At 70.6% G+C, this 23,137-nt stretch carries 28 protein-coding genes; 9 read left to right on the forward strand and 19 right to left on the reverse strand.

Going from position 1 to position 23,137, the window contains the following annotated elements:
* Positions 1-42: 42 nt before the first annotated feature.
* From C8D87_RS03235 to C8D87_RS03270, 8 genes are all read right to left on the reverse strand, one after another.
* Entirely contained in the window at positions 43-828 is a 786-nt protein-coding gene (locus C8D87_RS03235) for an MBL fold metallo-hydrolase (protein ID WP_109639491.1), read from the reverse strand.
* Complete coding sequence (locus C8D87_RS03240; protein WP_109639492.1) at positions 825-1,448, reverse strand: DUF3618 domain-containing protein; 624 nt, start codon at positions 1,446-1,448, stop codon at positions 825-827. Before C8D87_RS03240 ends, C8D87_RS03235 begins: the two co-directional genes overlap by 4 nt.
* Entirely contained in the window at positions 1,424-1,843 is a 420-nt protein-coding gene (locus C8D87_RS03245) for a phage holin family protein (protein WP_109639493.1), read from the reverse strand. Before C8D87_RS03245 ends, C8D87_RS03240 begins: the two co-directional genes overlap by 25 nt.
* Positions 1,830-2,483 carry a hypothetical protein gene (locus C8D87_RS03250; RefSeq protein ID WP_109639494.1) on the reverse strand — a complete coding sequence of 218 codons (654 nt, stop codon included), beginning with the start codon at positions 2,481-2,483 and terminating at the stop codon, positions 1,830-1,832. The genes C8D87_RS03245 and C8D87_RS03250 overlap by 14 nt, the downstream gene beginning before the upstream one ends.
* Before the next feature lie 111 nt (positions 2,484-2,594).
* Positions 2,595-2,786 (reverse strand): hypothetical protein, encoded by a 192-nt coding sequence (locus C8D87_RS03255; RefSeq protein ID WP_109639495.1) that lies wholly within the window; start codon positions 2,784-2,786, stop codon positions 2,595-2,597.
* Positions 2,787-2,821: 35 nt separating this feature from the next.
* Positions 2,822-3,235, reverse strand: a complete 414-nt coding sequence (locus tag C8D87_RS03260; protein ID WP_112225467.1) for a DUF6292 family protein — start codon at positions 3,233-3,235, stop codon at positions 2,822-2,824.
* Between the two features lie 80 nt (positions 3,236-3,315).
* Positions 3,316-3,696, reverse strand: coding sequence for a hypothetical protein (locus C8D87_RS03265; protein ID WP_112225468.1), 381 nt, complete (start codon positions 3,694-3,696; stop codon positions 3,316-3,318).
* A 59-nt stretch (positions 3,697-3,755) separates the two neighbouring features.
* On the reverse strand, positions 3,756-5,120 hold the full coding sequence (locus C8D87_RS03270; RefSeq protein WP_112225469.1) for a M14 family zinc carboxypeptidase: 1,365 nt from the start codon (positions 5,118-5,120) through the stop codon (positions 3,756-3,758).
* Positions 5,121-5,269: 149 nt separating this feature from the next.
* On the opposite strand from C8D87_RS03270, the gene C8D87_RS03275 reads away from it, so the two are divergent.
* Positions 5,270-5,647 (forward strand): AAA family ATPase, encoded by a 378-nt coding sequence (locus C8D87_RS03275; protein WP_112225470.1) that lies wholly within the window; start codon positions 5,270-5,272, stop codon positions 5,645-5,647.
* On the opposite strand, the gene C8D87_RS03280 is transcribed toward C8D87_RS03275, so the two are convergent.
* Entirely contained in the window at positions 5,607-6,596 is a 990-nt protein-coding gene (locus tag C8D87_RS03280) for a TDT family transporter (protein ID WP_233441878.1), read from the reverse strand. The genes C8D87_RS03275 and C8D87_RS03280 overlap by 41 nt on opposite strands.
* A 109-nt stretch (positions 6,597-6,705) precedes the next feature.
* Between C8D87_RS03280 and C8D87_RS03285 the strand changes: the two genes are divergently transcribed.
* Together C8D87_RS03285 and C8D87_RS03290 are read left to right on the forward strand one after the other, a co-directional pair.
* Positions 6,706-7,635: a LysR family transcriptional regulator gene (locus C8D87_RS03285; RefSeq protein ID WP_112226238.1), complete on the forward strand. Its 930-nt coding sequence runs from the start codon at positions 6,706-6,708 to the stop codon at positions 7,633-7,635.
* On the forward strand, positions 7,619-7,981 hold the full coding sequence (locus tag C8D87_RS03290) for an HNH endonuclease (RefSeq protein ID WP_215732145.1): 363 nt from the start codon (positions 7,619-7,621) through the stop codon (positions 7,979-7,981). The genes C8D87_RS03285 and C8D87_RS03290 overlap by 17 nt, the downstream gene beginning before the upstream one ends.
* On the opposite strand, the gene C8D87_RS03295 is transcribed toward C8D87_RS03290, so the two are convergent.
* From C8D87_RS03295 to C8D87_RS03305, 3 genes are read right to left on the reverse strand one after another with little or no spacing between them, the layout of a single operon-like run.
* Positions 7,982-8,548, reverse strand: a complete 567-nt coding sequence (locus tag C8D87_RS03295; RefSeq protein WP_109639500.1) for a hypothetical protein — start codon at positions 8,546-8,548, stop codon at positions 7,982-7,984. It abuts the gene before it with no gap.
* Between the two features lie 47 nt (positions 8,549-8,595).
* Complete coding sequence (locus C8D87_RS03300; RefSeq protein WP_211337554.1) at positions 8,596-9,840, reverse strand: MATE family efflux transporter; 1,245 nt, start codon at positions 9,838-9,840, stop codon at positions 8,596-8,598.
* Positions 9,830-10,276 (reverse strand): hypothetical protein, encoded by a 447-nt coding sequence (locus tag C8D87_RS03305; protein WP_109639501.1) that lies wholly within the window; start codon positions 10,274-10,276, stop codon positions 9,830-9,832. The genes C8D87_RS03300 and C8D87_RS03305 overlap by 11 nt, the downstream gene beginning before the upstream one ends.
* Before the next feature lie 172 nt (positions 10,277-10,448).
* Here C8D87_RS03305 and C8D87_RS03310 point away from each other — a divergent pair, with 172 nt between their 5' ends.
* Both C8D87_RS03310 and tsaA read left to right on the forward strand, forming a co-directional pair.
* The gene (locus C8D87_RS03310; protein ID WP_233440022.1) at positions 10,449-11,852 is read left to right on the forward strand and encodes a protein adenylyltransferase SelO; all 1,404 of its coding nucleotides are present in this window, start codon (positions 10,449-10,451) and stop codon (positions 11,850-11,852) included.
* Entirely contained in the window at positions 11,852-12,247 is a 396-nt protein-coding gene (gene tsaA / locus C8D87_RS03315; protein WP_112225471.1) for a tRNA (N6-threonylcarbamoyladenosine(37)-N6)-methyltransferase TrmO, read from the forward strand. Before C8D87_RS03310 ends, tsaA begins: the two co-directional genes overlap by 1 nt.
* A 252-nt stretch (positions 12,248-12,499) precedes the next feature.
* Here tsaA and C8D87_RS03320 read toward each other — a convergent pair whose 3' ends face one another.
* Together C8D87_RS03320 and tal are read right to left on the reverse strand one after the other, a co-directional pair.
* A complete protein-coding gene (locus tag C8D87_RS03320) occupies positions 12,500-14,332 on the reverse strand; it encodes a transketolase (protein ID WP_112225472.1) in 1,833 nt (610 codons plus the stop codon).
* A 3-nt stretch (positions 14,333-14,335) separates the two neighbouring features.
* A complete protein-coding gene (gene tal, locus C8D87_RS03325; RefSeq protein WP_109639504.1) occupies positions 14,336-15,415 on the reverse strand; it encodes a transaldolase in 1,080 nt (359 codons plus the stop codon).
* Between the two features lie 56 nt (positions 15,416-15,471).
* Here tal and ctaD point away from each other — a divergent pair, with 56 nt between their 5' ends.
* Positions 15,472-17,223: an aa3-type cytochrome oxidase subunit I gene (gene ctaD / locus C8D87_RS03330; RefSeq protein ID WP_109639505.1), complete on the forward strand. Its 1,752-nt coding sequence runs from the start codon at positions 15,472-15,474 to the stop codon at positions 17,221-17,223.
* Here ctaD and C8D87_RS03335 read toward each other — a convergent pair.
* The 4 genes from C8D87_RS03335 to C8D87_RS03350 form a co-directional block, all read right to left on the reverse strand.
* Positions 17,204-18,061, reverse strand: a complete 858-nt coding sequence (locus C8D87_RS03335) for an NmrA/HSCARG family protein (RefSeq protein WP_109639506.1) — start codon at positions 18,059-18,061, stop codon at positions 17,204-17,206. The genes ctaD and C8D87_RS03335 overlap by 20 nt on opposite strands.
* 241 nt (positions 18,062-18,302) lie before the next feature.
* The gene (locus C8D87_RS03340) at positions 18,303-18,863 is read right to left on the reverse strand and encodes a hemerythrin domain-containing protein (protein ID WP_109639507.1); all 561 of its coding nucleotides are present in this window, start codon (positions 18,861-18,863) and stop codon (positions 18,303-18,305) included.
* A 12-nt stretch (positions 18,864-18,875) separates the two neighbouring features.
* Entirely contained in the window at positions 18,876-19,550 is a 675-nt protein-coding gene (locus C8D87_RS03345; RefSeq protein WP_109639508.1) for a hypothetical protein, read from the reverse strand.
* Position 19,551: 1 nt separating this feature from the next.
* Positions 19,552-19,878 carry a plasmid stabilization protein gene (locus tag C8D87_RS03350; RefSeq protein ID WP_109639509.1) on the reverse strand — a complete coding sequence of 109 codons (327 nt, stop codon included), beginning with the start codon at positions 19,876-19,878 and terminating at the stop codon, positions 19,552-19,554.
* A gap of 186 nt (positions 19,879-20,064) precedes the next feature.
* Between C8D87_RS03350 and C8D87_RS03355 the strand changes: the two genes are divergently transcribed.
* From C8D87_RS03355 to C8D87_RS03365, 3 genes are read left to right on the forward strand one after another with little or no spacing between them, the layout of a single operon-like run.
* On the forward strand, positions 20,065-21,249 hold the full coding sequence (locus tag C8D87_RS03355; protein WP_112226240.1) for a cytochrome P450: 1,185 nt from the start codon (positions 20,065-20,067) through the stop codon (positions 21,247-21,249).
* Positions 21,246-22,040 (forward strand): SDR family oxidoreductase, encoded by a 795-nt coding sequence (locus C8D87_RS03360; protein WP_112225473.1) that lies wholly within the window; start codon positions 21,246-21,248, stop codon positions 22,038-22,040. The genes C8D87_RS03355 and C8D87_RS03360 overlap by 4 nt, the downstream gene beginning before the upstream one ends.
* Complete coding sequence (locus C8D87_RS03365) at positions 22,040-22,636, forward strand: flavodoxin family protein (RefSeq protein ID WP_109639696.1); 597 nt, start codon at positions 22,040-22,042, stop codon at positions 22,634-22,636. Before C8D87_RS03360 ends, C8D87_RS03365 begins: the two co-directional genes overlap by 1 nt.
* Here the strand turns inward: C8D87_RS03365 and C8D87_RS03370 are convergent.
* Positions 22,546-23,133, reverse strand: a complete 588-nt coding sequence (locus C8D87_RS03370) for a phosphatase PAP2 family protein (protein ID WP_112225474.1) — start codon at positions 23,131-23,133, stop codon at positions 22,546-22,548. The genes C8D87_RS03365 and C8D87_RS03370 overlap by 91 nt on opposite strands.
* Between the last annotated feature and the right edge of the window lie 4 nt (positions 23,134-23,137).

Raw genomic sequence — 23,137 nt, forward strand, 5'->3', positions numbered from 1 at the left:
AACTGGTGTCTGCGGCATACCCGGTGACGCACCGCCGAACCGTCACAGCGGCAGCGTCTCTCCTCGCGCCACCACGTGCACGTCGAGACCAGCCGCACGCCGCGAGATCTCCGCGGTGAAGTCGGCCAGCGGTGACTTCATGACGCCGTACTCCTCGTAGTGCACGGGCACGGTGGTGCGCGGTCCGAGCAGGTGCATCAGGTCGGCGCCCTGCTTTCCGTCCATCGTGAGCAGGACACCCAGCACCTTGGTGCCGCCGAGGTGCAGCACCGCGAGGTCGATGCCGTCGAAGCGTTCGCGGATCCGGCGCAGCTCGGGGTGCACCAGTGTGTCGCCACTGAGGTAGACGCGGAACGGGAGCACGCCTGCCGCCTCCCGGTACTCGATCATCGTGCCCATGACGGGAGGCAGCAGACGGCCCACCGGCCCCAGCCCGTGCCTGCCCGGCAGTGAGGTCACGGTCAGCTTCGCCGCGCCGCGGGACAGCGTGACCGTCTCCCACGTCCGCAGCGGCGCGGCTTCGACGAATCCCCTGCGGGACAGCCGTTTCGCCGCGTGCGGTGTGGTGAGGACGGGCAGGTCGCGGGCGAGCTCCCGGCTCGCAACCCGGTCGAAGTGGTCGCCGTGCAGGTGGGACAGCACCACGGCGTCCAGCTCGGGCAGATCCGCGATCTCGATCGCCGGATCCGTGAGTCTCCGTGACACCACGCCCTGACCGATGTGCGTCCACTGTCCTCTGTGGAGGAAGTTGGGATCGGTCAGCAGCGTGAACGGCCCGAGCCGGAGCACCGTGGTGGCGTTGCCCACGAAGTACAGCGAACCGGTCATGTCTGCCCGGACACCCGCTGGCCGGACTCGCGGGCGTGGCCGCCGACGTCCTGTGCCGCTTCCCTCGTGTGTTCGGCCGTGGTCTGCGCCGCGTCGGTGGCCACCTGCTTGACCTCACCCGCCGCGTCGCTCACCGAGGTCTTCACGTCCTCCTTGATGTGCTGCGCCGACTCGGCCATCGCCTCCTTGGCCGGTTCCACGACGTCGCCGAAGCTGTCGGACAGCTGCTGCACCGCCTGTTGTTCGGCGTCGGTGCGCGGCAGCACCGCGGCCAGCAGCAGGCCGCTGCCGAACGCGATCAGGCCGGCCGCGAGCGGGCTTCCCTGCGTCTGCCGGGCGACCCGCTGCGGTGCGTCCTGCACCGCCTGCACGGCCTGCTCCGCCCGTTCGGCGACGGCGTGCCCGGTGTCCCGTCCCTGCTCCCTGACCGCGGTCGTGGCCTGTGCGGTGGTACCCATCACTCGCTCCTTCATCGCCGTCAGCCCTCGCCGCACGCCGCGGACGCGCCGCTGGGCGATGCTTCGCGGGCTCGCGTGGTCGACCAGCCGGTTGGCGTCGGTCCGCAGCTCAGCGCGGGTCACTTCGATGTCACGCCTTATCTGGTCGGGTGTTTCGCCCATTCCGCGTCCTCCTTCAGCGTTTCGACGGTGCGTTCGGGTTTCGGGTTGACGGTGCGCAGCTTGGCGCGTCCGCTGGAGTACAGGACGGCGCCCGTGACGCCCCACAGCGCGGCGACGATCAGCGCGGCCCAGCCCAGCGGCATGACCGCGCCGAGCGCGAACACCAGCGCGAGGCTGAGCAGCACCGTGGTGAGGTAGCCGGCGAACCCGGCGGCCGCGAGCATCCCGGTCGCCTTGCCCGCCTTCGCGGCCTCCTGCCGGATCTCCGCCTTGGCGAGCTCCAGCTCCTGCCGCATGAGCTTGGACAGGTCACCGGTCAGCTCGCTGACGAGATCGCCCAGCGACTCCCCGGAAGTGTCCGTTCGCGACGGTGGTGGTGCCTCAGGGCTCGACATGCGGCACCCCCGGCGTGGAAGCCGGGCTCTGCGGCAGCGGCGTGCCGTACGGCGGCGTCGGGGCCTGGCTCTGCTGCGACGGCAGCGGAGCGCTGTGTTCCGGTGCCACGTCGGGACGTTCCGCCGCCACCGGCACAACCTCGCCCTGCTGCTGTTGCCCCTGTCCGCCACCGGTCGCGCTCTTCGCGACGCGGCCGACGAGGAACCCCGCCACGGCGGCACCCAGCAGGAAGGTGCCGGGCTTGCGCCGCGCGTAGTCCCGCGCCGAGTCGAGCAGACCCTGCGCTCCCCGTTCGTCGAGGAACCGGGCGGCCTGCCTGCTCGTGTCGGCGGCACTGCGGATCGCCCCCGCCGACATGGAGTCGGGCGGTGCGGAGCGGGCCATCTCACCCAGCTCGTCGGCGATCCGGCCGAGCTGCTTCGACACCCGCTGTGCCTGCGACTCCGCTTCTGCCGCAACACGTTCCCGCACGTCCCTCACGACGTGCCGGGCCTGGTCCGCGGTTTCCCGCCGCACCTGCGCCGCCTGCTCCGCGACGGTGGTGCCCACCTGTCCGGCGGCCTCCCTGGCGTGCTGTGCGACCTCCACGCCCTCGTCGCGGGCCGCCGTGCGCACTCCGCCCATCTGGTTCTCGGTCACGGCTGACTCCTCAGCTCGTAGTCGTCTCCTGGACTACGAGCTACCCTGGGGGCCACACCGCAAACGGGGCCGTTTTGCCCTAATCACACCAGTTTCGTCGAACCACGTGCCTCAGCCCGCGTCCGGGTCGTCGGAGGCCGAGTAGTCGGACAGACCGACGTTGCCGGTCGGATTCGGTTCCGGGTGAGTGGAGCCGGAACCGCTGCGGCCGGGCACCGTGTCGTCCTCGCCGGTGCCGGACTCCTCCAGCGACGCGCGGCTCGCGTCGTCGTACTCCTGCTCTCGCCGCCGTTCAGTGCTCATGCCGATCGGCTACCCCGATCGGGCACCCGTGAACGTCACGAGAAGTCGTTGACCCGCAGCGACGGCACGAACGCCGCGAAGTCGCGGTTCGACCGGTCCCGCGCGCGCTCGCGGCGGAACAGCCCCTGCACCCAGCGCACCACCGCGCCGGGCGACGGCTCGGGGTCACCGCCCAGCCGCGCGATCTCCACCAGTTCACCACGGCGATCCTCGACGGCGGCCGACCAGCCGCTCAGCTCGTCCCACAGCAGGGCCACGTCGTGGTCGGGGAAGTCTTGCAGCCGCCCGTCCAGCGCCACGTACGCTCCCACGCGCGGTTCCGTCTCCACGAACGAGCTGTCACCGCGCAGCCCGAGTCCCGCGACGACCTCGCTCACGTAGCGCCGCACCCGGCGCGCCGCAGAGTCGTCGAAGTCGATGTCGAAGTCGATGATCACGTCGCGGTCCATGCCAGCGCGCCTCCGTCGGCCGTACTACCCCCTGTGGTGCAACGGCCGAATACCCCTGCGGGGTGTGGGCAAAACCCTGGTCAGGTCGCCTCCCGCAGCACCAGGCCGCGGATCGACAGCACGGTCGACTCCGGTGCGTCGGGGAGCACGAAGAAGATCTCGCCGGCCGGCTCGACATCACGGCCGGACCCGGACCAAGGCACCGGGGAGCGGGTCGTCAGCTCGACCTTGCCGCCGGGCTGCGCCACCGTCGCCGTCAGCGCCTCGCCGTCCTGCTCCAGCAGCACGGTGCCGCCGTCCTCCGGCCCGCCCGCGTCCGGCAGCTCGGCGACCAGCCGCATCCCGGAAAGCCGCACCGAGTCGCCCGCCCGCTCGACCCGGCACTCGCCGTGGAAGTCCAGCACCATCGTCTTGGACCGCAGCGTGACCTCGGCACGGGCGCTGCTCGCAGTGTTGGCCATGCGGTCCGCTTACCCGTGACCACGGCGCGGGAAACACCGCGGTCACGGGAAGCCGGGCATCATCCCCCGTAGGGGTTCGCGGCCTTGCGTGCCGCGTACAACAACATCGGCTTGACCTTCGCCCAGTGCCCGTCCTGGCACGAGTAGGCGGGCAGGAAGCCGGCGCAGTCGCCCTGCCAGTTGCCGATCTCCCAGGTGTAGTGCGGAACACCGAGCTCGCCGTACACCCAGTCGTCGATCGAACCGCCCGCGGTGTAGAGCAGCTCACCGGGCTGCCCGTACTCCCAGCCACCCGCGAGCTGGGCCATGTCCTTGGCCATCGCCCGCAGCTTGGCGTCGTTCGGCGAGGGCTGCGTGGTGTAACCCCACGGCAGCAGCACGACGTTCAGCGCGGCGTGCATCGTGACGACCATGCCGCGCGTGTCCGGCGCGGCGGGGTCGTTCAGGCCGGAACCGCGCTTGTCCGGGAAGAGCGACCGGAACAGCTTCTCGACCGCCTTGGTCTCCACCTCGGAGTCGGCCTGCGGACCGCGGTAGACCTGGCTGCACGGGTCGGCCGACGTGCCGTTGTCGCCCCACTGCGCGTTGAAGTTGCGGTTGAGGTCGATACCGATCTGCGCGTTCGGGTCCTGGGTGGTGGGACATTCCTTCGGACCGTTGGTGTAGTTGGCGTTCTTGCGCTGGAGCTTCGGCGAGTCGCCGCCCGACTGCACGATCTGCACGCCGTCGGGGTTCGCGATCGGCACGACCCAGATCTCGGTCGTGTCCAGCAGCGACGTCACCTCGGCGTCCTTGCCGTAGCCGGTGGTGAGGTGGTCGATCCAGCGCCACGCCATGTCACCGGTGGTGATCTCGCGGGCATGGATCTGAGCCGAGACGAAGAGACGCGGCTTGCGCGCGTCCGGCGTCAGCCGGCAGTCGCCGGGAGACCTCTTGGTGAGGCAGACGGCTTTCAGGTCGTGGCCGCCCGCGCCCTGGGTCTTGCGCCACGAGTCGCCGTAGTCGACGAGGGTGGCGAGGCGCGGGTACCGCCACGCGACCTGGTCGAGGTGCGCGTAGTGCGCTTTGACCGTCCGGTAGCCGCCGTAGTAGGTCTCCTTGACGCCGGTGCCCTGGGTCTTCAGCTCGGCCAGGGGCGGCGCCATGACCGACTCGACCGTGCCGGTGTAGCCCGCCTCGGCGAGCTTGGCGTGCACGTCCTTCGAGCCCAGCACGAACAGGTCGTCGCCGTCCCGCTGCTCCAGCACGTCGAAGCCGCGCGCGAGCAGGTCCTGCGCCTTCTGCCCGAGCGGGGCGGGCACGCGGTAGACGTACGTCGGCCCGTCCTGCGCCGGCGCCGGGGGTGGTGGTGCGGCCACCGACGTCCCGACGAGGAAAGCCACGCTGGCGACGCCCGCCAGGACGAGGCTCAACCGTTGCCTCATGCTCAAGAAACCCCCTGTGCGTGAAACGCTCTCAGCAGGACAAGGATGTTTGCCCCCTGCCGACACCGTAGCGAGGGTGATCACAGGGGGAGGCGATTTGAGACGCCCGGAACCTCAACCGGCACCAACGGGTCGCACAGCCTTCGGTCGTGCTCACTCCGGCGGCAGCTTCTTCTCGCCTGCTCGGCCGCGACGACGAGATTCGTTGCCTGGACGGGCTGATCGACGCGGCCCGGGACGGCTGCGGTGGTGCGATCGTCCTGCGCGGTGAGGCGGGCATCGGCAAGAGCGCACTGCTGGAACACGTGCGGGAGAAGGCATCCGGGTTCAGGGTGCTGACCGCGTCCGGGTCGGAGTTCGAGACCGAGCTGCCGTTCGCGGCGCTGCACCAGTTGTGCTTGCCGCTGTTGGATCGCCTCACGGAGCTGCCTCCCGGACGCCGGGCGGCACTGGAGGTGGCCTTCGGGCTGGACAGCGATCGGCCGATTACGCAGACCGCTGAGCGAGCGTCCGCACCGCCACCGTGATCCACGCGAGCACCAGGGTGCCGTACAGCACGATCGAAACGCAGGTGAACATCGGCGACGGGACGTGTTTCGCGAGTGCGCTCGTGCCGGTCACCAACGTGCCCAGCGGGAAGACGAAGCTCCACCACGTCAGCGCGAACGGCAGCCCGCGGCGCGCCGTTCGCACGGTCGCGGTCGCCGCGATCGCCACCCACAGCAGGGCGAAGCCCCACGTGGTCGTGCCGTAGAGGACGCCGAACGCGGTCTGGCCCGGCAGCACGTGCACGCCGGCGAGGAGGTTGGCTGCGGTGATCGACTGGCCCAGCGGGCCGAGCACGATCCACAGCGTCGGCACGGTGGAGGCGGCGCCCAGGCCGTGCTGGACGAGCCGCTGCCAGATCTGCGGCACGATCATCAGCGTCGCGAACAGGCTGACGCCGAACAGCGCGTAGCAGCCGAGCACCATCGCCTGGCGGAACTGGCCCTCCGGCAGGTGCTGGGCGAGCAGAGCGCCGGAGGCGGCGGACACCATCGGCGGCACCACGGGCATCAGCCAGCCGCCGAACGCGCGCTCGCCGCTTCCGATCATCCGCAGCGGCACCAGTACCGAGGTCATCAGCCCCAGCGCGGTGCCGAGAGTCCACAGTGTCCAGTCGATCGCCAGCGCGGCGGTCAGGCCGATCCAGTCGGAGCCGAGCAGCAGTGTGCCCGTGCCGACGGTCATCAGCGCCATCGGTGGCGCGCCCCAGAACTGGGCCATCACCGGGTCCGCCAGCTGGTCCCGCACGGTCGCCCACGTCCAGCGGCGGAGAGCCGCGACGACCAGGAACGCCAGCAGTGCGGCGTCCAGCGCCCAGACGACGGTGACGGGCGTGCGCAGGCCGGGCATCGCGGCGCCGGCCGTGGCGACGATGCCGGTGCCCATGACGGAGGCGAAGAGGTTCGGGCCGAAGGGCGCCGCTCGTCGCACCTCGGGGGCACGGTGTGGGTGAGGTGCGAGAGCGGTCACGACACGACAATCCTCGCGCGCCGGGGATCCCGGTAGGCGGCAATCACCGATGGGCACATAGGCTGTCCCTATGCCTCTGCCGTCCAGGGTCAGCGACCTGACCAGCTTCGACCTGCTGCTGAGCGTGGCCGAGCTGGGCAGCATCGGCCGGGCGGCCAAGGCGCACGGCATGTCCCAGCCCTCGGCCAGCGAACGGCTGCGGACGCTCGAAGGCCGCGTCGGGGTGGCGCTGCTCGAACGCACCTCACGCGGCGCGCGCCTCACCACGGCCGGTCAGCTCGTGGCCGGGTGGGCGGCGCCGGTGCTCGCGCGGGCACTGGATCTCGACGCCGGCATCACCAGCCTGCGCGCCGACCGCCACAGCCAGCTCAGGATCGCCGCGAGCCTCACCGTGGCCGAGTACCTGCTGCCCGCGTGGCTCATCGCGCTGCGGACGGTCAGCCCGGACACCGCGACCGTGCTGACGGCGGGCAACTCGGTCCACGTCGCCGAGCAGGTGCTGGCCGGGCGCGCCGACCTGGGGTTCATCGAGTCGACCGACGTGCCCGCCGGGCTGACCAGCCGGGTGGTGGCCGAGGACGAGCTGGTGGTCGTCGTCGCGCCAGGGCATCCGTGGGCCAGGCGTCGCCGGGTCACCGCCGTGAAAGCCGCCGCGACCCCGCTCGTGAGCAGGGAGTCCGGTTCCGGCACGCGCCAGGCGTGGGAGCACGCGCTGGGCACCGCCGGAATCGGCGAGTCGGCGGAACCGTTGCTGGAGATGTCGTCGACCACCGCGATCAAGGCGGCGGCCATCGGCGGCATCGGGCCGGCAGTGCTGAGCATCCACGCCGTGCGGGCCGATCTCGCGACCCGCACGCTGGTCCGCGTCGAGGTGAGCGATCTCGATCTGCACCGGGCGTTGCGCGCGGTGTGGCCGGCGGGCAGGACACCCCGGGGGCCGGCCTCCGACCTGTTGACCATCGCGACGCGTAGTGTCACCCACCGTGCCGACCGGCGGTAGCAAACAGGTTCGCGCGGCCCGCAAGCGCAAGAAGCGCATGGCGCGGGTCGTCCACGACCTCACCGACGTGCAGTGGGACGCGCTCAGGACGTCCTGGGGCGGGTGCGCCTACTGCGGAACGCCCGCGACCTCGTTGCAGAAGGACTGCGTGCAGGCGATCTCGCGCGGTGGGCGCTACACGCTCGGCAACGTCGTGCCCGCGTGCGGGTCGTGCAACGCCAGCAAGTGCAACGCCGAGGTGACCGGCTGGCTGCGGCGAAAGAAGCTCGACGAACGCTTGTTCCTGGTGCGGCACTACGTGATCTCGAACGAACTCACCGCCAGGTTCGGCCCGCAGCCGTCCTGACTACGCCGTGGGAAACACCACCGGTGGTTCGGTGGCGGGCGCCGGCACGATCTTGCCGCTCGTCTCGACCTTGAACGACATCGCCGGGTAGTACTCCTCCAGCCACTGCCGGAGGTCGGCCGGCGCCTCCGTCACCCCGATCCGCACACCGGACCCGTCCACCTCCGGCCCCGCCGACACGATCTGCGCGCCGCGGCCCTTCCAGTGCTCGCTGTCGTCCATGACGCGACGGACGTGCTCCGCCATCGCGACCCGTGCGTACCTGGCGTCGCGGAACTCGATCCGCACGTCCGGCGCGGCCTCGCGAACCTCCGCGTCGAGCCTCGGATCTGGCTTGCGGTACACCACCAGCATCGGCACGTCGTTGCGCACCTCCAGACCGGCGTAGGTGCTCGCGAACCCCGACTCCAGCAGCGGCTGCACCACGTCGGCCGCCTCGGTCAGCGCCGGGACGTCGAGGTCGGGCGTGGTACCTGGCGCGATGGTCGCCGGACCACCGCCGCTCTGGTTCATGCCGCAGGAGGCCACCGCGACCAGCAGCAGCACCAGCAGGACGACTCTTCGCATGGTTCTCCCCCGATCTCCGTTCCCCGTTCAGTACGGAGCCGGGCGCCTCAGAGGTTGCTCGCCCGCCGGAACGCGAGGCCCTGCCCCACCGCCACGGCCAGGTTCGCCGCGGCCAGTGCCGCCCACAACCCGGTCAGGCCGTGCTGGGCCGCCGGGACCGCGATGACCGCCAGCACGCCGTAGCAGCCCGAGAAGATGACGAAGCTCGGCGTCGTGCGCTTCAGCCCGGCGAGGCCGAACCCCAGCACCGCCTGCAGACCGTCCGCGAGGACGACCACCACGAGCAACGCCAGGAGGCCTGCAACTGCGGCACGCACCTCGGGATCGTCGGTGAAGAGCCGTTCGGCACCGCCCAGGACGATGACCGCGCAGATGGCCGCCAACGTCGCCACGGTGATCGTCAGGCCGGCGATCACCGCACGCCGTACGCCTTCGGTGCGCGTGCTCACCAGCGGCACCACGGCCTGCCCGATCGCCACCGCCGCGGTGAACGTCAGGCCGGCCAGGCCCGTGGCGATGTTGTGCGCCGCCACCGCCGTCGTGCTCACCCGCGCCGCGGCCACGGTCAGCACGCCGAGCACCGCGAACTTGACCAGCACCGTGCCCGCCATCGGGATGCCGACCTTCGCGAGCTCCCTGATCTGTCCGAAGTGGATGGTCCGGCCCAGCCGGCCGGGCAGTCGCCCGCGCAGCCCGGAAACCGTGATCAGGCAGCTGACGAGGTTCGCGGTGCACAGTGCGATACCCGCGCCGTTGAGGCCGAGTTTCCAGACCAGCAAAGGCGAGAGGACCGCAGTGGACGCCGCGCCTGCCAAGCCGGCGCGCATCACGACCTTGCTCCGTCCCAGCCCGACGAGGCAGGACGTGGCCGTCGAACCGAAGCCGCCGACGAGCATCGCCGCCGCCATCAGCAGCGGGAACGGCCCGAGCTGCGCCACGGTCGCCGCGGGCACGCCACCGGCCCGCGCGATCACCCCGGCACCGGCGACCGCGAGTGCGGCGGGCACACCGACGAACACCGCGAGCCACGTGCCGTTGCGCACCACGCGCAGCAGCTCTGGCGGATCGTCCGCCTTCGCTGCCACGAACGGCATCACGCCGCGCACGGCACCGGCGACCGCTGCCGTCGCGGGGAAGTACACGGCCGTGGTCACCGCGAAGGCCGCCAGCGCCTCCGTGCCGTACCGGCCGAGCGCCGCGGTGTTGACCAGCGCGCCCAGCGACACCGCCACCATCGACAGGTACAGCGGCAGCGCGACGCGCCCGATGCTCCTGGCGTCGCTAAGCAGCATTCCGCAGCGCGTTGTAGCTCTGGTAGAGCTCCTCCCACGCCTTGTCACACCGGGCGTCGAGCTGCCCGTCGGCACTCACCCCGCCCGCCGCGAACCACGGCTCGCACGGCGCGATGTCGGCGAGCGCCTTGCGCACCTGGTCGATGGCGGAGCGTCCGGCGGGAGGCAGTTTGGCCGCCTGCTTCCCGGCCTCGTCGACCACGCCCGTCACGTCCGGCATGAGGTGGGCGCAGTTGTCCATCCTGTCGACGGGCTCGCCCCGCAGCCTCGGGATGCAGGCGGTCAGCAGGACCCCGACCGCGTCGAGCCGGGGTTGCAGCTCCGGCAGCGGCGAGGCGGACGAGGAGGTGGGCGCCGGGACGATGGTGGGCAGCGACGTCGTCTCGGAACCACACCCGACGAGAAGGAACACCAGCGCAATGGCGGAAGAGCGCATGGCTCGGAGCCTATCGCCGCCACCTCGTGCTGCCTGATCGGGTGACACGCAGGGTCGGTGGCTGTCGCTGGACCCGCCTTGCCGAAGTCCACTTCGGACTCATCAGCGGACTGCGTTCCGGCCGCCACGACGACGGCACGGCCGCCTGGAGCCGCCCGGTACCGTTGGGGACGTGAGCATCAGCCTGAGCAGCGACTTCGCTCGTGCCGTCCCGGAGATGGCGGTCTCCTGGGAAGCGGTACCGGTCCCCGAACCGGTCCTGCTCGTCCTCAACGAGCCGCTGGCGAAGGAACTCGGCCTCGATCCCGCCTGGCTGCGCTCCGACGGCCTGCCGTTCCTCGTGGGCAACGAGGCACCCGGCGTCGCACAGGCCTACGCCGGGCACCAGTTCGGCGGCTACTCGCCCAGGCTCGGCGACGGCCGCGCGCTGCTCCTCGGCGAGCTGACCCACGCCGACGGCACCCTGCGCGACCTGCACCTGAAGGGCTCCGGCCGCACTCCGTTCGCCCGCGGCGGCGACGGCCTGGCCGCGGTCGGCCCGATGCTGCGCGAGTACGTGCTGAGCGAGGCGATGCACGCCCTCGGCATCCCGACGACCCGCTCGCTGGCGGTGGTGGCGACCGGCGCCGTCGTGCACCGCGAGCTGCCGCTGCCGGGAGCCGTGCTGGCGCGGGTGGCGTCCTCGCACCTGCGGGTCGGCAGCTTCCAGTACGCCCGCAACACCGGCGACCACGACCTGCTGCGCCGCCTCGCCGACCACGCCATCGCCCGCCACCACCCCGGCAGCACCTACCTGGAGCTGTTCGAGCGGGTGGTGGCCGCCCAGGCGGAGCTGGTCGCCCGGTGGATGCTCGTCGGCTTCATCCACGGCGTCATGAACACCGACAACATGACGATCTCCGGCGAGACCATCGACTACGGCCCGTGCGCGTTCATGGAGGCCTACGACCCGACGACGGTCTACAGCTCCATCGACCACGGCGGCCGTTACGCCTACGGCAACCAGCCGATCGTCGCCGAGTGGAACCTCGCCCGGCTCGCCGAAGCCCTGTTGCCGTTGTTCGCCGATGACGAGGACCGGGCGGTTTCGCTGGCTCTCGAAGCGCTCGGCACGTTCGACGGGCACTTCGAACGCGCCTGGATCGGCGGCCTGCGGGCGAAGCTGGGCGTGACCGGGGACGTTCAGCCGCTGCTGAAGGACCTGCTCACGTTGCTGCACGCGAACCACGTCGACTTCACGTCGTTCTTCCACCGGCTGGCCGCGGCCGCGCGCGGCGACGCCGAGCCGGCGCGGTCGCTGTTCCTCGACCTGGCGGGGATCGACGACTGGATCGCGCGGTGGCGGTCGCTCGGACCCGACGCCGACGCCGTGGAACGGGTCAACCCGGTGTACATCCCGCGCAACCACCTCGTGGAGGAAGCGCTGGCGGCGGGGTCCGCCGGAGACCTCGGCCCGCTGGAACGGCTCCTGGACGCGGTGACCTCGCCGTACGGTGAACGTCCCGGTCTGGAACACTTCGCGGCACCTGCGCCGCAGGACTTCAGCGCCACCTACCGGACCTTCTGCGGGACCTGATGAAACTGCAGCCGATCGGCCACGTCGAGTCGCCCCTCACCGACCGCGCCTCCGCGCCCGAGCAGGGCGACGAGGGCGCGCCGGAGTCCTGGCTCGTCTTCGCCCCGGAGTACGCGCGGGCCATGCGCGAGCTCACCGCCGGGCAGGAAGTCCTGGTGCTGACCTGGCTCGACCGCGCGGACCGTTCCGTGCTGGCCGTCCACCCGCGCGGCGACACGACCCGGCAGGAGACCGGTGTGTTCTCCACCCGGTCGCCGGACCGGCCGAACCCCATCGGGCTGCACCGCGTGCGGATCCACGCCGTGGACGGGCTGAAGGTGCTGGTCGCCGATCTGGAGGCGCTCGACGGCACGCCCGTGGTCGACGTGAAGCCGGTGCTGGGTTCCGAACGTTAGATCCAGTCGGTCGGGCCGGCCCGAATTCGCGGCCGGACGGAATTCGGGCTGGTGAGAGCGGGTTTCAGGGTGGGTACCCGGCGGGCATGAGCCAGCCAGTACCGCCTCCAGAACCGCTGCCGCCCACGCCGGGGCCGGACCAGCCCCGGCCGCCGGGGCCGGACCCGGATCCGCTGCCGCCGATGCCAGAGCCGACCTAGACCCCGGGCCCGGCTCCGCCAGCACCGGAGCCGGATCCAGACCACTCACGCCCTACCTCTTCACGAGCTGCCGCGCCGCCTCCGCCACGGCCTCGGCATCGATGTGCGCGGCGTGCAGCAACTCCCCGGGCTTCCCGGACACCGGCATCGCACTGACCGCGAGCTTGCGCACCGGCGGCCGATCCGGACAAGCGGCCAGCGCGTCCAGCACGGCATCCCCGAGCCCGCCCTCGGGCCAGTGATCCTCGACGGTGAGCACCGCGCGTGTCTGCGAAGCCGCCTGCACCAACGTGTTCCCGTCGATGGGCTTGATCGAGTAGCAGTCGATCACCCGAGCCCTGATGCCCTCGGCATCGAGCACCTCGGCCGCCTTCTCCGCCTCCCCGACGGTGATGCCGCAGGCCACGATCGTCAGATCGTCGTGGTCGCTGTTCCGCAGCACCCTGCTGCCACCGACCCGGATGTTCTCGTCCGGCGACGTCCGCACCGGCGTCTTCCCGCGCAGCGTCCGCAGGTACGAAATCCCGGGCAACGTGGCCATTTCGGCGACGAGAGCAGCAGCCTGGTTCGCGTCGGACGGGTGCAGCACCGTGCTGCCGTGAACGGCGCGGAACATCGCGATGTCCTCCAGCGCCATCTGCGACGGCCCGTCCTCACCGATCGACACCCCGGCGTGCGAACCGCACAGGCGAAGGTCCGCGCGCGAGATCGCGGCCATGCGGATGAAGTCGTGGGCGCGGGTCAGGAACGCGCCGAACGTCGACGCGAACGGCACCCAGTTGCGGGCCTGCAGGCCCACGGCGGCGGCGATCATCTGCTGCTCGGCGATGAACATCTCGAAGTAGCGGTCGGGATGCGCCTTGGCGAACAGCTCGGACATCGTCGAGTTCGAGACCTCGCCGTCCAGGGCCACGACGTCCCCGCGCAGTTCGCCCAACGCGGTGAGCGCCTGCCCGTACGCCTGCCGGGTCGCCACTTCCTCACCGATCTCCCAGCGGGGCAGCGCGCCGCCGGTGGTGGCGAAGCGGTGCGGGCTGCCGGGTGTGGGCGTCTTGACCGTCACGGCCAGCGAACGCGCGCCGCCGAGCTCCTCGACGGCTTCCTCTGGCTCCTCCAACAGCTTGCCGTGCTTGCCGGGCTGGTCCTCGACGGCCTTCACGCCGCGGCCCTTGTGGGTCCGCGCGAGGATCGCGGTCGGCCGGTCGGTCACGGACGTGGCCTGTGCCAGAGCGGCGTCGATGGCGTCCAGGTCGTGGCCGTCGATCGCGATGGCCTTCCAGCCGAACGCCTCGGCGCGGGCGGCGTAGCCGTCGACGTCCCAGCCGAGCATCGTCTCGCGGGTCTGGCCGAGGCGGTTCACGTCGACGATCGCGGTGAGGTTGTCGAGACCCGCCCAGCCCGCGTGCTGGAACGCCTCCCACATCGAGCCCTCTGCCATCTCCGAGTCACCGCACAGCACCCACACGCGGTAGGGCAACCGGTCGAGCCGTTTGCCGGCGAGCGCCAGGCCGACGCCGACCGGCAGGCCCTGGCCGAGCGAGCCGGTGGCCACGTCGGTCGGCGGGATGCGGGGTGTGGGGTGGCCTTCCAGCCTGCTGCCGAACGTGCGGAAGCTCAGCAGTTCCTCGTCGGTGATGGCGCCTGCCGCCTTGAGCATCGCGTAGTACAGCGGTGAGGCGTGGCCCTTGGAGAACACCAGGTGGTCGTTGACCGGGTTGTCCGGGTTGGCGTAGTCGAGCTTCAGGTAGCCGTCGAGCAGGACGGCCATCAGGTCGGCCGCGGACATCGACGACGTCGGGTGACCGGAACCGCCCGCGGCGCTCGCGCGGACCGAGTCGACGCGCAGCTGCTGGGCGAGTTCGTGGCGGAAGTCGTTGTTGGGCAAGGGTCACCTCCGTGCTGGTTGGGCGGTCAGGCCGTCGAGGAGCTGCCGGTAGGAGTCGGCGAACTTCCGCACGCCCTCGCGTTCGAGCGTGTCGGTGACGGCGCGGTAGCTGATCCCGATCTCCGCGAACCGGTCGAGGACGCGCCGGGCTCCCTCGACGTCGCGGGTCAGGGTGTCGGCGACGCGGCCGTGGTCCTGGAAGGCCTCGATCGTCTTGCGCGGCATGGTGGTCACCGTCTCGGGGCCGATCAGCTCCTCGACGTAGCGCGTGTCGCGGAACGCCGGGTTCTTGGTCGACGTGGACGCCCACAGGCACCACTGCGGCGTGGCGCCGGCCTTGGCCAGCTCCTCCCACGCCCTGCCGGAGAAGATCTCCAGGTACTGCTGGTAGGCGAGCTTGGCGTTGGCGATCGCGAGCGTGCCCTTCAGCACCTCGTGCCGTCGCAACGCGTCCAGCCGCTTGTCCGCCTCGGTGTCCACTCTGGACACGAAGAACGACGCCACCGAGGCAACCTTGCCGAGGTCGCCGCCGTTCGAGCGCAGTCTGTGCAGCCCGCGGAGGTACGCCTGGGCGGCCGCGCGGTGCCGGTCGAGTGAGAACAGCAGCGTCACGTTGACCGGGATGCCGTTCGCGATCGACTCCTCGATGGCGGGCAGGCCCTCCGAAGTGCCGGGGATCTTCACGAACAGGTTCGGCCGGTCGATCAGCGCGTGCAGGCGCCGGGCTTCGTCGATCGTCGCCTGCGTGTCGTGGGCGAACCCGGGGTCCACCTCCATCGACACCCAGCCGTCGCGCGGCGAGGTGCCCTTCCCCACCAGCAGGTCGCAGGCCTTGCGGATGTCCTCGGCGGCGAGCGCGAGGAAGATCTCCTTGGGGTCGTGCTCGTGCAGTTCGCGTTTCTGGGCGTCGTAGGCGGTGCCGCTGCTCATGGCGTCCTGGAAGATCGTCGGGTTCGACGTCACGCCCAGCACGCCGTCATCGATCAGAGCGGCCAGATCGCCTCCGCGGAGCAGGTCTCGGGACAGCTGGTCCAGCCACGGGCTCTGGCCGTGCTCGGCCAGGCCGTGCAATGCGGTGCGCATGGCAGGTCCTCTCTCATGGCCGTTTCCGGGTACCCGTGGCCGGGGTAGCCACACCCATGACCGCCCTGAGGCCGACGCCGGTCGTGCCGCATCCGGGGGCTGCGCGCCGCCGTCCCAAAGGCGCCGTGCTCCTCGGGCTGCTGCGCACCACGGACCCCAAGCAGATCGGCATCCTCTACCTGGTCACGTCGTTCGCCTTCTTCATGGCGGGCGGCGTGATGGCGCTGCTCATCCGCGCCGAACTCGCCCGTCCCGGCCTGCAGTTCCTGTCGAACGAGCAGTACAACCAGCTGTTCACCATGCACGGCACGGTCATGCTGCTGCTGTACGCGACGCCCATTCTGTTCGGGTTCGCAAACTTCGTGCTGCCGCTGCAGATCGGCTCGCCGGACGTGGCGTTCCCGCGCCTCAACGCGTTCTCGTACTGGTTGTTCCTGTTCGGCGGCCTGATCGTGATGAGCAGCTTCGTGACGCCCGGTGGCGCCGCCGACTTCGGCTGGACGGGCTACACCCCGCTGTCCAGCGCCACGCACGCCCCGGGAATCGGCCCCGACCTCTGGATCATGGGCCTGGCGGTCTCCGGTCTCGGCACGATCCTGGGCGCGGTCAACATGATCACGACGGTCGTGTGCCTGCGGGCCCCCGGCATGACCATGTTCCGGATGCCGATCTTCACCTGGAACATCCTGGTGACGTCCGTGCTGATCCTGCTGGCGTTCCCGATCCTGACCGCCGCGCTGATGGGCCTGGCCGCCGACCGGCATCTGGGCGCGCACGTGTTCGACCCGGCCAACGGTGGGGTCATCCTCTGGCAGCACCTGTTCTGGTTCTTCGGCCATCCCGAGGTCTACATCGTCGCCCTGCCGTTCTTCGGCATCATCACCGAGGTCCTGCCGGTGTTCAGCCGCAAACCGCTGTTCGGCTACAAGGGCCTGGTGTTCGCGACGTTCGCGATCGCCATGCTGTCGGTCGCGGTGTGGGCGCACCACATGTTCGCGACCGGCGCGGTGCTGCTGCCGTTCTTCTCTTTGATGACGTTCCTGATCGCGGTGCCGACCGGGATCAAGTTCTTCAACTGGGCCGGCACGATGTGGAAGGGGCAGCTGACGTTCGAGACGCCGATGCTGTTCTCGATCGGGTTCCTGGTGACGTTCCTGCTCGGCGGCCTGACCGGGATCATCCTGGCCTCACCGCCGCTGGACTTCCACGTCACCGACACCTACTTCGTCGTCGCGCACTTCCACTACGTGCTGTTCGGCACGATCGTGTTCGCCACGTACGCCGGCATCTACTTCTGGTTCCCGAAGATGACGGGCCGCATGCTCAACGAGCCGCTGGGCAAGCTGCACTTCTGGACCACGTTCCTCGGCTTCCACGGCACGTTCCTGGTCCAGCACTGGCTCGGCAACCAGGGATTCCCGCGCCGGTACGCCGACTACCTGCCCAGCGACGGGTTCACGTTGCTCAACACGATCTCGAGCATCAGCGCGTTCGTGCTCGGCGCGTCGGTGCTGCCGTTCCTCTACAACATCGTGCGCAGCTACCGGTACGGCGAACCGGCCGGGCACGACGATCCCTGGGGCTACGGGAACTCACTGGAGTGGGCCACGACCTCTCCCCCGCCGCGGCACAACTTCAAGGAACTGCCGCGGATCCGGTCCGAGCGGCCCGCGTTCGAGCTGCACTACCCGCACATGGTCGACCGCATGCGCGACGAAGCGCATTTCTCGATCCTCCGGCGCGGCCGCCACACCACGCCCGACCAGCCGACCGAGGACGCCCTCGCCGCTACCGACCGCGAGAGCTGAGCCATTCGCGCACGGTCTTGGCACCCGGCACGATCGCCCGCGTCTCCGCCGGGTCCACCTCGACCGGATGGTCGTGCAGCCAGCGCCACATCACCAGCAGGTCGTCGCCGACGAACCGCTCGAACAGCCAGGCAGGCATCGGGAAACGCCGTGGCGGGCGCCCGAACTCCGCACGCCAGATCTCCCGGCACTCGTCGATGCTCCGCGCGTCGGAGGTGAGCGGGAGGTCCGCGCCCGCGAACCGGTCCGGCTCGGCGAACGCGCGTGCCGCGACCGCGCCGAGGTCGTCCGCGCACAGCCACACCAGCGGGCGGTCACCACCGATCAGCTTCGGCATCAGGTGCCACATCGACACCTGCGGGTAGAAGTCCTTGTCGGTCATCAGTTCCATGAACGCCATCGGCCGCAACACCGTCAACGGCAGGCCCAGCGACTCCAAGTGGGCCTTGATGACCACCTTGGACTCCCACTGCCGGACCCCGGTGCCGGACCGCGCGACGCCGGCCGACCCGTACACCACGTGCCGCACGCCGGCCGCCGCCGCTACGTCACCCACGTTGCGTCCCTGCACGATCTCGGCGTCGTGCCCGCTGATCATCGGGTTCTGCACGCTGAACACGCCGTGTGCCCCGGCGAACGCGGGCCGCAGGGTGGCGGGGTCGGCCATGTCCGCCCGCACCACCTCCGCGCCGGCGTCCGCCAGGCGCCTCGCCTTCTCGGACGACGGGTCGCGGGTCAGCGCCCGCACCCGCCAGCCGCCCGCGAGCAGGTGCCGGGCGACCGCACCGCCCTGGCGGCCCGTCGCACCGGTGACCGCCACCAACCCGGGATCGTCCATCGCAGGCCTCCTGGCCTGCTTATCGCCAGAAATTCCACGTCATTACGACGCTTCTCCTCACCGGGCCGGATCGCGGTGCCCACGCCGGTCGGCCTGGCTCTGATGCGGTCCTGGCCGCGTGCACGGTGATCTGCTTCGCCGCACCGGCACTCACCGCCCTCGTGCCGTCGTCACGCGACTTCGGGCCGCACGTCAGTGCGGACCGTCCGCTTCCGGACGGTCCGCACTGACCGGGCACGGCTCAGGATCCGGAGCCGGCCTTCTGCATCTCGCGCTGCAGCTCGGACTTGCTCATCGACGAGGCGTTCTGCAGGCCGAGGTTGCGCGCCTGCGCGAGCAGCTCCTCCCGGCTCGCCTGACCGGGGATGTCGCCGAGGTGGTCGGCGCGGACGTGCGCGAACTTCTCGCCGAGCTCGTGGCGGCGCTCGTCGCTCAGGCGGCTCTTCATGCCCGGCAGGACGGTCTTCTCCTCTTCCTCGACGTGGTGGGTGACCGCGTCGACGACCTCGCGCAGCTTGGCGTCGTACTGCGGCGAGTCGTACTCGCAGTCGAGCAGCTCGGCGAGCAGGCGCTCCGCCTGGGCGTGCTCCTCCTGGCTGTGCTCGACCTCGTCGGACTCGCCGGCCTCCTGCTTGGCCACCGGGTAGACCTCGGTCTCCTCCGCCCGGCTGTGGGCGACGAGCAGGCCGCACAGCACCGGGGTGAGCAGCGGCCGTTTCTCCGGGTGGTTCTTCAGCTCCTCGAACAGGCGCTCGACCTCGCGGTGGTCCTGCATGATGAGATCGACGACGTCGTACTTCACGGTGGTTCTCCTTCAGTTCGGGTTGTTGCGCGGATAGCGCGTGGTGATGGGCGCGACGCCGCGCCGTCCGATCCGGCCGAGCGCCACGCCGAACGCGCTGATCACGATCAGGGCGACGACAGCGCCGATGACGATCGACCACGTCACGCCGGCGCCGAGCAGACCGCAGGCCGCGCCGGCGGTGGCACCCGCGACGAGGCCGTTGACGAGGTTCACGAGACCGGACACGCCGAGGGCGGTGCCGACCAGCCGCGGCCGCCTCGCCTTGCGCCAGCCGGTCTGGCCCGCGTCAGCCTCGACGCCGGCCGTGTCGTCGTGCATCTGCCGGACGAAGACGTCCCTTGTGGACGGCTCGAGGTCGCCGTACACGTGCCTGATGCGGTTGATCCCCAGGCCGGCCTGCACGTCTTCGATCGTGAGCTCGACCGTGCGGAACAGCGTGGCGAGCCCGATCAGGAACAGGCCGGTGAAGATCACCAGCATCAGCGTCAGGAGCACCCGCGGCGACACGACCTGGGCGACGAACCCGAGGGCGATCATGGACGCGGAGATGGTGGTGAGCAGGTGTCCGGCCCTGCTCGACGCGTCGGTGATCGTCGCGGTGCGCGCCATCTGCAACGTGTAGTGCTCGGCGGTGAGGATCGTCAGCGCCGAGGTCTTGTCCACGTCCGGGCTCAGTTCCTGCACGTCAGCGTCCGAGGGCGTTGGCGAGCTCCTTCTTCGTCATGGTGGAGCGGCCCCTGATGTTCTTCTTCTTGGCCTCGTTGTAGAGCTGCTCCTTGGTCAGGCCCTTCGGCCTGTTGGTGCCCGAGCGCTCGCCGCCGCGCTGCTGTGGCGACTTGTCCTTCGTGGACGACTTGCTCGCGGTCTTGGACTCGCCGGACTGGGCGCGGTTCTTGTTCACCGTGCGCGCGGCGAGTTCTTTCGCCCGTTTGGGTGAGGCGCCACGGCTGCGTGCGGAGTCCTTGATGTGTTCGTACTGGCGTTCACGTTTCGCGTTCGATCCCGCTGGCATCACGACCTCCTGGTTCGAGCTGGTCCGCGAATACCCCCGGTCAGGGCGGTTCACACTCGGGTGACGCAGTGCGCGGTAGTCGGCCTTCGCCCCGTGTCCGGCGGTCAGACGGCCGCGAGGTGGCCCGCTGAGCGGTGAAGACGCGGCGGAGGTTGGCTGCCGCGGCACCGGGGGTAGCCGATGGGCATGGCGATCTCTTCACGACTCGACACCGCCCGCACGTTCGCGACGGTGTTGCTCCCCACGCTCGCGAAGGGCGTCATCGTCCGCAGGCCGGGCGTGATGGCCCTGTCCGAGAAGCTGCAGTCCGACGGCACCGCGATCGACACCATGCGGCACCTGCGCGACCGGTACGGCCCGGAACCGGTGCGGTTGCGCGTCACCGGACGCAGCATCGCGATCCTCGTGGACCCCACCGACGTCAGCCGGTTGCTCGCCGAGTCGCCGGAGCCGTTCGCGCTGGCCACCAAGGAGAAGAAGGCCGCGCTGAAGCACTTCCAGCCGCACGGCGTGCTGATCTCGGAAGGCATGATCCGGGAGAAGCGCCGGGAGCTGAACGAACGCGTGCTGCGGCCGGAGAACGTGCCCGTCGACGCGATCGTGCGCGACGAGGCCGACCTGCTCACCCGGCACGTGATGAGCACCGGCGAGCTGACCTGGGACGCCTTCGCCCAGGCGTGGTGGCGCGTCGTGCGCAGGATCGTGCTGGGCGACCGCGCCCGCGACGACGACCAGCTGACGGACGACCTGAAGGAGCTGCGGGAGAACGCCAACTGGGCATTTCTGCACCCCAGGCAGCGCGATCTGCGGGAACGGTTCCAGCGCAGGCTCGACGAGTACCTCGACCGCGCGGAGGAGGGCAGCCTGGCCGCCCAGCCCGGCGACCTGTCCGGCCAGGTGCCGCACTGGCTGTTCGCGTTCGACGCGGCCGGAATCGTCACCATGCGGGCACTCGCGATCGGCGCCCGCGGCACGAACGGCATCCTCGAGTCGGCCCGGCTGTGGCCGACGACCCCGGTGATCCTGCGGGAGAGCACGAAGCCCACCCGCTGGCACGGCACGTGGCTGCCGAAGAACACCGAGTTCGTCGTGTTCACACCGTTCTTCCACCGTGACCCGGACCGGCTGCCGTACGCCGACGAGTACGCGCCGGAGATCTGGGACGGGCCGCGCGACCCGGCGATCGTGCCGTTCAGCGGCGGTCCCGGCGTGTGCCCCGGCCGCGATCTCGTGCTGGCCACCGGCAGCGCGATGCTGGACGCGCTGAGCGATCACCTCGCGTTCCCGAAGCTCAGCGCACCGCTGCCGAGGACGCTGAACCACTTCGGGCTGCGAATGCACGCCACCCCGACGGGTACACGCGTGTCATGAACGCACCTATGTACGCCGTCGTGACGGGCTCGGATTCCGGCATCGGCAAAGCTGTCGCCGTAGCGCTGGCGGGTGGCGGCGTGGACGTGGGCATCACGTACCACGAGGACGCCGACGGAGCCGCGAAGACCGCCGAGGAGGTACGAGAGGCGGGCGCGCGTTGTGCCGTGCGGCAGCTCGACCTCACCAACCTGCCGACAGCAGCGGCCGTGGTCGACGAACTGGCCGAGGAACTGGGCGGCGTGGACATCCTGGTGAACTGCGCCGGTACCGGTAGCAGCCAGAAGGTCATGGACATGCCGTTCGAGACCTGGCGCGAGGTGATCTCGGTCGACCTGGACGGCGCGTTCCTGTGCTGCCAGCGCGCGGCCAAGCACATGATCGCCGCCGGGCGCGGTGGCCGGATCATCAACATCACCTCGGTGCACGAGCACCTGCCGCGGGTGGGTGCGGCGCCCTACTGCGCCGCGAAGGCGGGACTCGGCGCGCTGACCGAGGTGCTCGCGCTCGAACTGTCCGAGCACGGCATCACGGTGAACTCCGTGGCACCCGGTGAGATCTCGACGCCGATGACGGGCCAGGAGGACGTCGACCCGCGCACCCAGCCGCGGCCGGGCGTGCCGCTCGGCAGGCCGGGTCATGCCGCGGAGGTCGCGGCCGTGGTGGCGTTCCTGGCCACTCCCGCCGCCGGTTACGTGACCGGAGCGTCCTTCGTCGTGGACGGCGGGATGTCCCTGATGGGACCGCAGGCCAGCGGAATGCTCGCCGACGAGAAGTGGAGGCAGCCCTGATGCGTGCCGTGGTGCTGAACTGCACCCTGAAGAAGTCCCCCGACCAGTCCAACACCGACCTGCTCGCCCAGGTGGTGATCGACGAGCTGACCAAGAAGGACGTCGACGTCACCACCTACCGGCTCGCGGACCACAACATCCCGCCGGGTGTCACGACCGACCTGGGGCCCGGCGACGAGTGGCCGCGGATCCACGCCTCGTTGCTGGAGTCGGAGATCCTGGTGATCGCGACGCCGACGTGGGTCGGGCACCCGTCCTCGCTCGCGCAACGGGCGCTGGAGCGGATGGACGCGATGATCTCGGAGACCGACGACGAGGACCGGCCGGTGGCGTACAACCGCGTGGCGGGTGTCGTGGTGACCGGCAACGAGGACGGCGCGCACCACGTGATCAGCGAAATCGCCGGCGGGCTCGGCGACATCGGCTACACGATCCCCGGCCAGGCCTGGACGTACTGGAACCGCGGTCCGGGGCCGGGCCCGAGCTTCTCCGAGACCGGTGAGGGTCACGAGTGGTCGGAGAACACCGGCCGCACCATGGCCACCAACCTCCACGCCGTCGCCCTGGCCCTGGCGGAGCGCCCGATCCCGGCCTGAGCCAGCGCGACCGCCGCGCCGATCAGCAGTCCTCCCAGGACGTCCGTGGGCCAGTGCACACGGGTTCGCAGACGGCTGTGGGCGACCAGAAGCACCAGCGGCGTCACGAAAACAGCGGCCTCACGGTCCTCCAGCGCGGTGGCGGTGCCGAACGCGGCAGCCGTCACCGCGGGCTTCGACGGGAACGACGACGAGTCCGGGTGTTCCGGTAATGCCAGTCTGGCGGGCATGTTCGCGACCGACGGTCTGCGGCGGTGCACGACCAGGCTGATCAGGTGCCCGACCGGCATCGCCACCGCCGCCGCGGTCAACGCGCGTTTCGCCGCTTTTCTCTTGCCCGCCAACGCCATCAGGCCGGCGACGGGAACCCACAGCACGCCACCCCGAGCGGTGACGCTCGCGGCGATGATGATCGGATCCGGACGTCCGGACGGCAGCGCGTCGCTGTCGTGCAAGGACTCCTCGTCCAGTTCCTCGAACTCGTCGTCACCGATCATGCCG

It is taken from the genome of Lentzea atacamensis (assembly GCF_003269295.1).
GTDB lineage: Bacteria > Actinomycetota > Actinomycetes > Mycobacteriales > Pseudonocardiaceae > Lentzea > Lentzea atacamensis.

Coding starts and splice junctions, on each gene's coding strand:
- C8D87_RS03235 (WP_109639491.1), bottom strand. CDS start 828: ATGACCGGTTCGCTGTACTTCGTGGGCAACGCCACCACGGTGCTCCGG.
- C8D87_RS03240 (WP_109639492.1), bottom strand. CDS start 1,448: ATGGGCGAAACACCCGACCAGATAAGGCGTGACATCGAAGTGACCCGC.
- C8D87_RS03245 (WP_109639493.1), bottom strand. CDS start 1,843: ATGTCGAGCCCTGAGGCACCACCACCGTCGCGAACGGACACTTCCGGG.
- C8D87_RS03255 (WP_109639495.1), bottom strand. CDS start 2,786: ATGAGCACTGAACGGCGGCGAGAGCAGGAGTACGACGACGCGAGCCGC.
- C8D87_RS03260 (WP_112225467.1), bottom strand. CDS start 3,235: ATGGACCGCGACGTGATCATCGACTTCGACATCGACTTCGACGACTCT.
- C8D87_RS03265 (WP_112225468.1), bottom strand. CDS start 3,696: ATGGCCAACACTGCGAGCAGCGCCCGTGCCGAGGTCACGCTGCGGTCC.
- C8D87_RS03270 (WP_112225469.1), bottom strand. CDS start 5,120: ATGAGGCAACGGTTGAGCCTCGTCCTGGCGGGCGTCGCCAGCGTGGCT.
- C8D87_RS03285 (WP_112226238.1), top strand. CDS start 6,706: ATGCCTCTGCCGTCCAGGGTCAGCGACCTGACCAGCTTCGACCTGCTG.
- C8D87_RS03295 (WP_109639500.1), bottom strand. CDS start 8,548: ATGCGAAGAGTCGTCCTGCTGGTGCTGCTGCTGGTCGCGGTGGCCTCC.
- C8D87_RS03300 (WP_211337554.1), bottom strand. CDS start 9,840: ATGCTGCTTAGCGACGCCAGGAGCATCGGGCGCGTCGCGCTGCCGCTG.
- C8D87_RS03305 (WP_109639501.1), bottom strand. CDS start 10,276: ATGCGCTCTTCCGCCATTGCGCTGGTGTTCCTTCTCGTCGGGTGTGGT.
- tsaA (WP_112225471.1), top strand. CDS start 11,852: ATGAAACTGCAGCCGATCGGCCACGTCGAGTCGCCCCTCACCGACCGC.
- tal (WP_109639504.1), bottom strand. CDS start 15,415: ATGCGCACCGCATTGCACGGCCTGGCCGAGCACGGCCAGAGCCCGTGG.
- ctaD (WP_109639505.1), top strand. CDS start 15,472: ATGACCGCCCTGAGGCCGACGCCGGTCGTGCCGCATCCGGGGGCTGCG.
- C8D87_RS03335 (WP_109639506.1), bottom strand. CDS start 18,061: ATGGACGATCCCGGGTTGGTGGCGGTCACCGGTGCGACGGGCCGCCAG.
- C8D87_RS03350 (WP_109639509.1), bottom strand. CDS start 19,878: ATGCCAGCGGGATCGAACGCGAAACGTGAACGCCAGTACGAACACATC.
- C8D87_RS03355 (WP_112226240.1), top strand. CDS start 20,065: ATGGCGATCTCTTCACGACTCGACACCGCCCGCACGTTCGCGACGGTG.
- C8D87_RS03360 (WP_112225473.1), top strand. CDS start 21,246: ATGAACGCACCTATGTACGCCGTCGTGACGGGCTCGGATTCCGGCATC.
- C8D87_RS03365 (WP_109639696.1), top strand. CDS start 22,040: ATGCGTGCCGTGGTGCTGAACTGCACCCTGAAGAAGTCCCCCGACCAG.
- C8D87_RS03370 (WP_112225474.1), bottom strand. CDS start 23,133: ATGATCGGTGACGACGAGTTCGAGGAACTGGACGAGGAGTCCTTGCAC.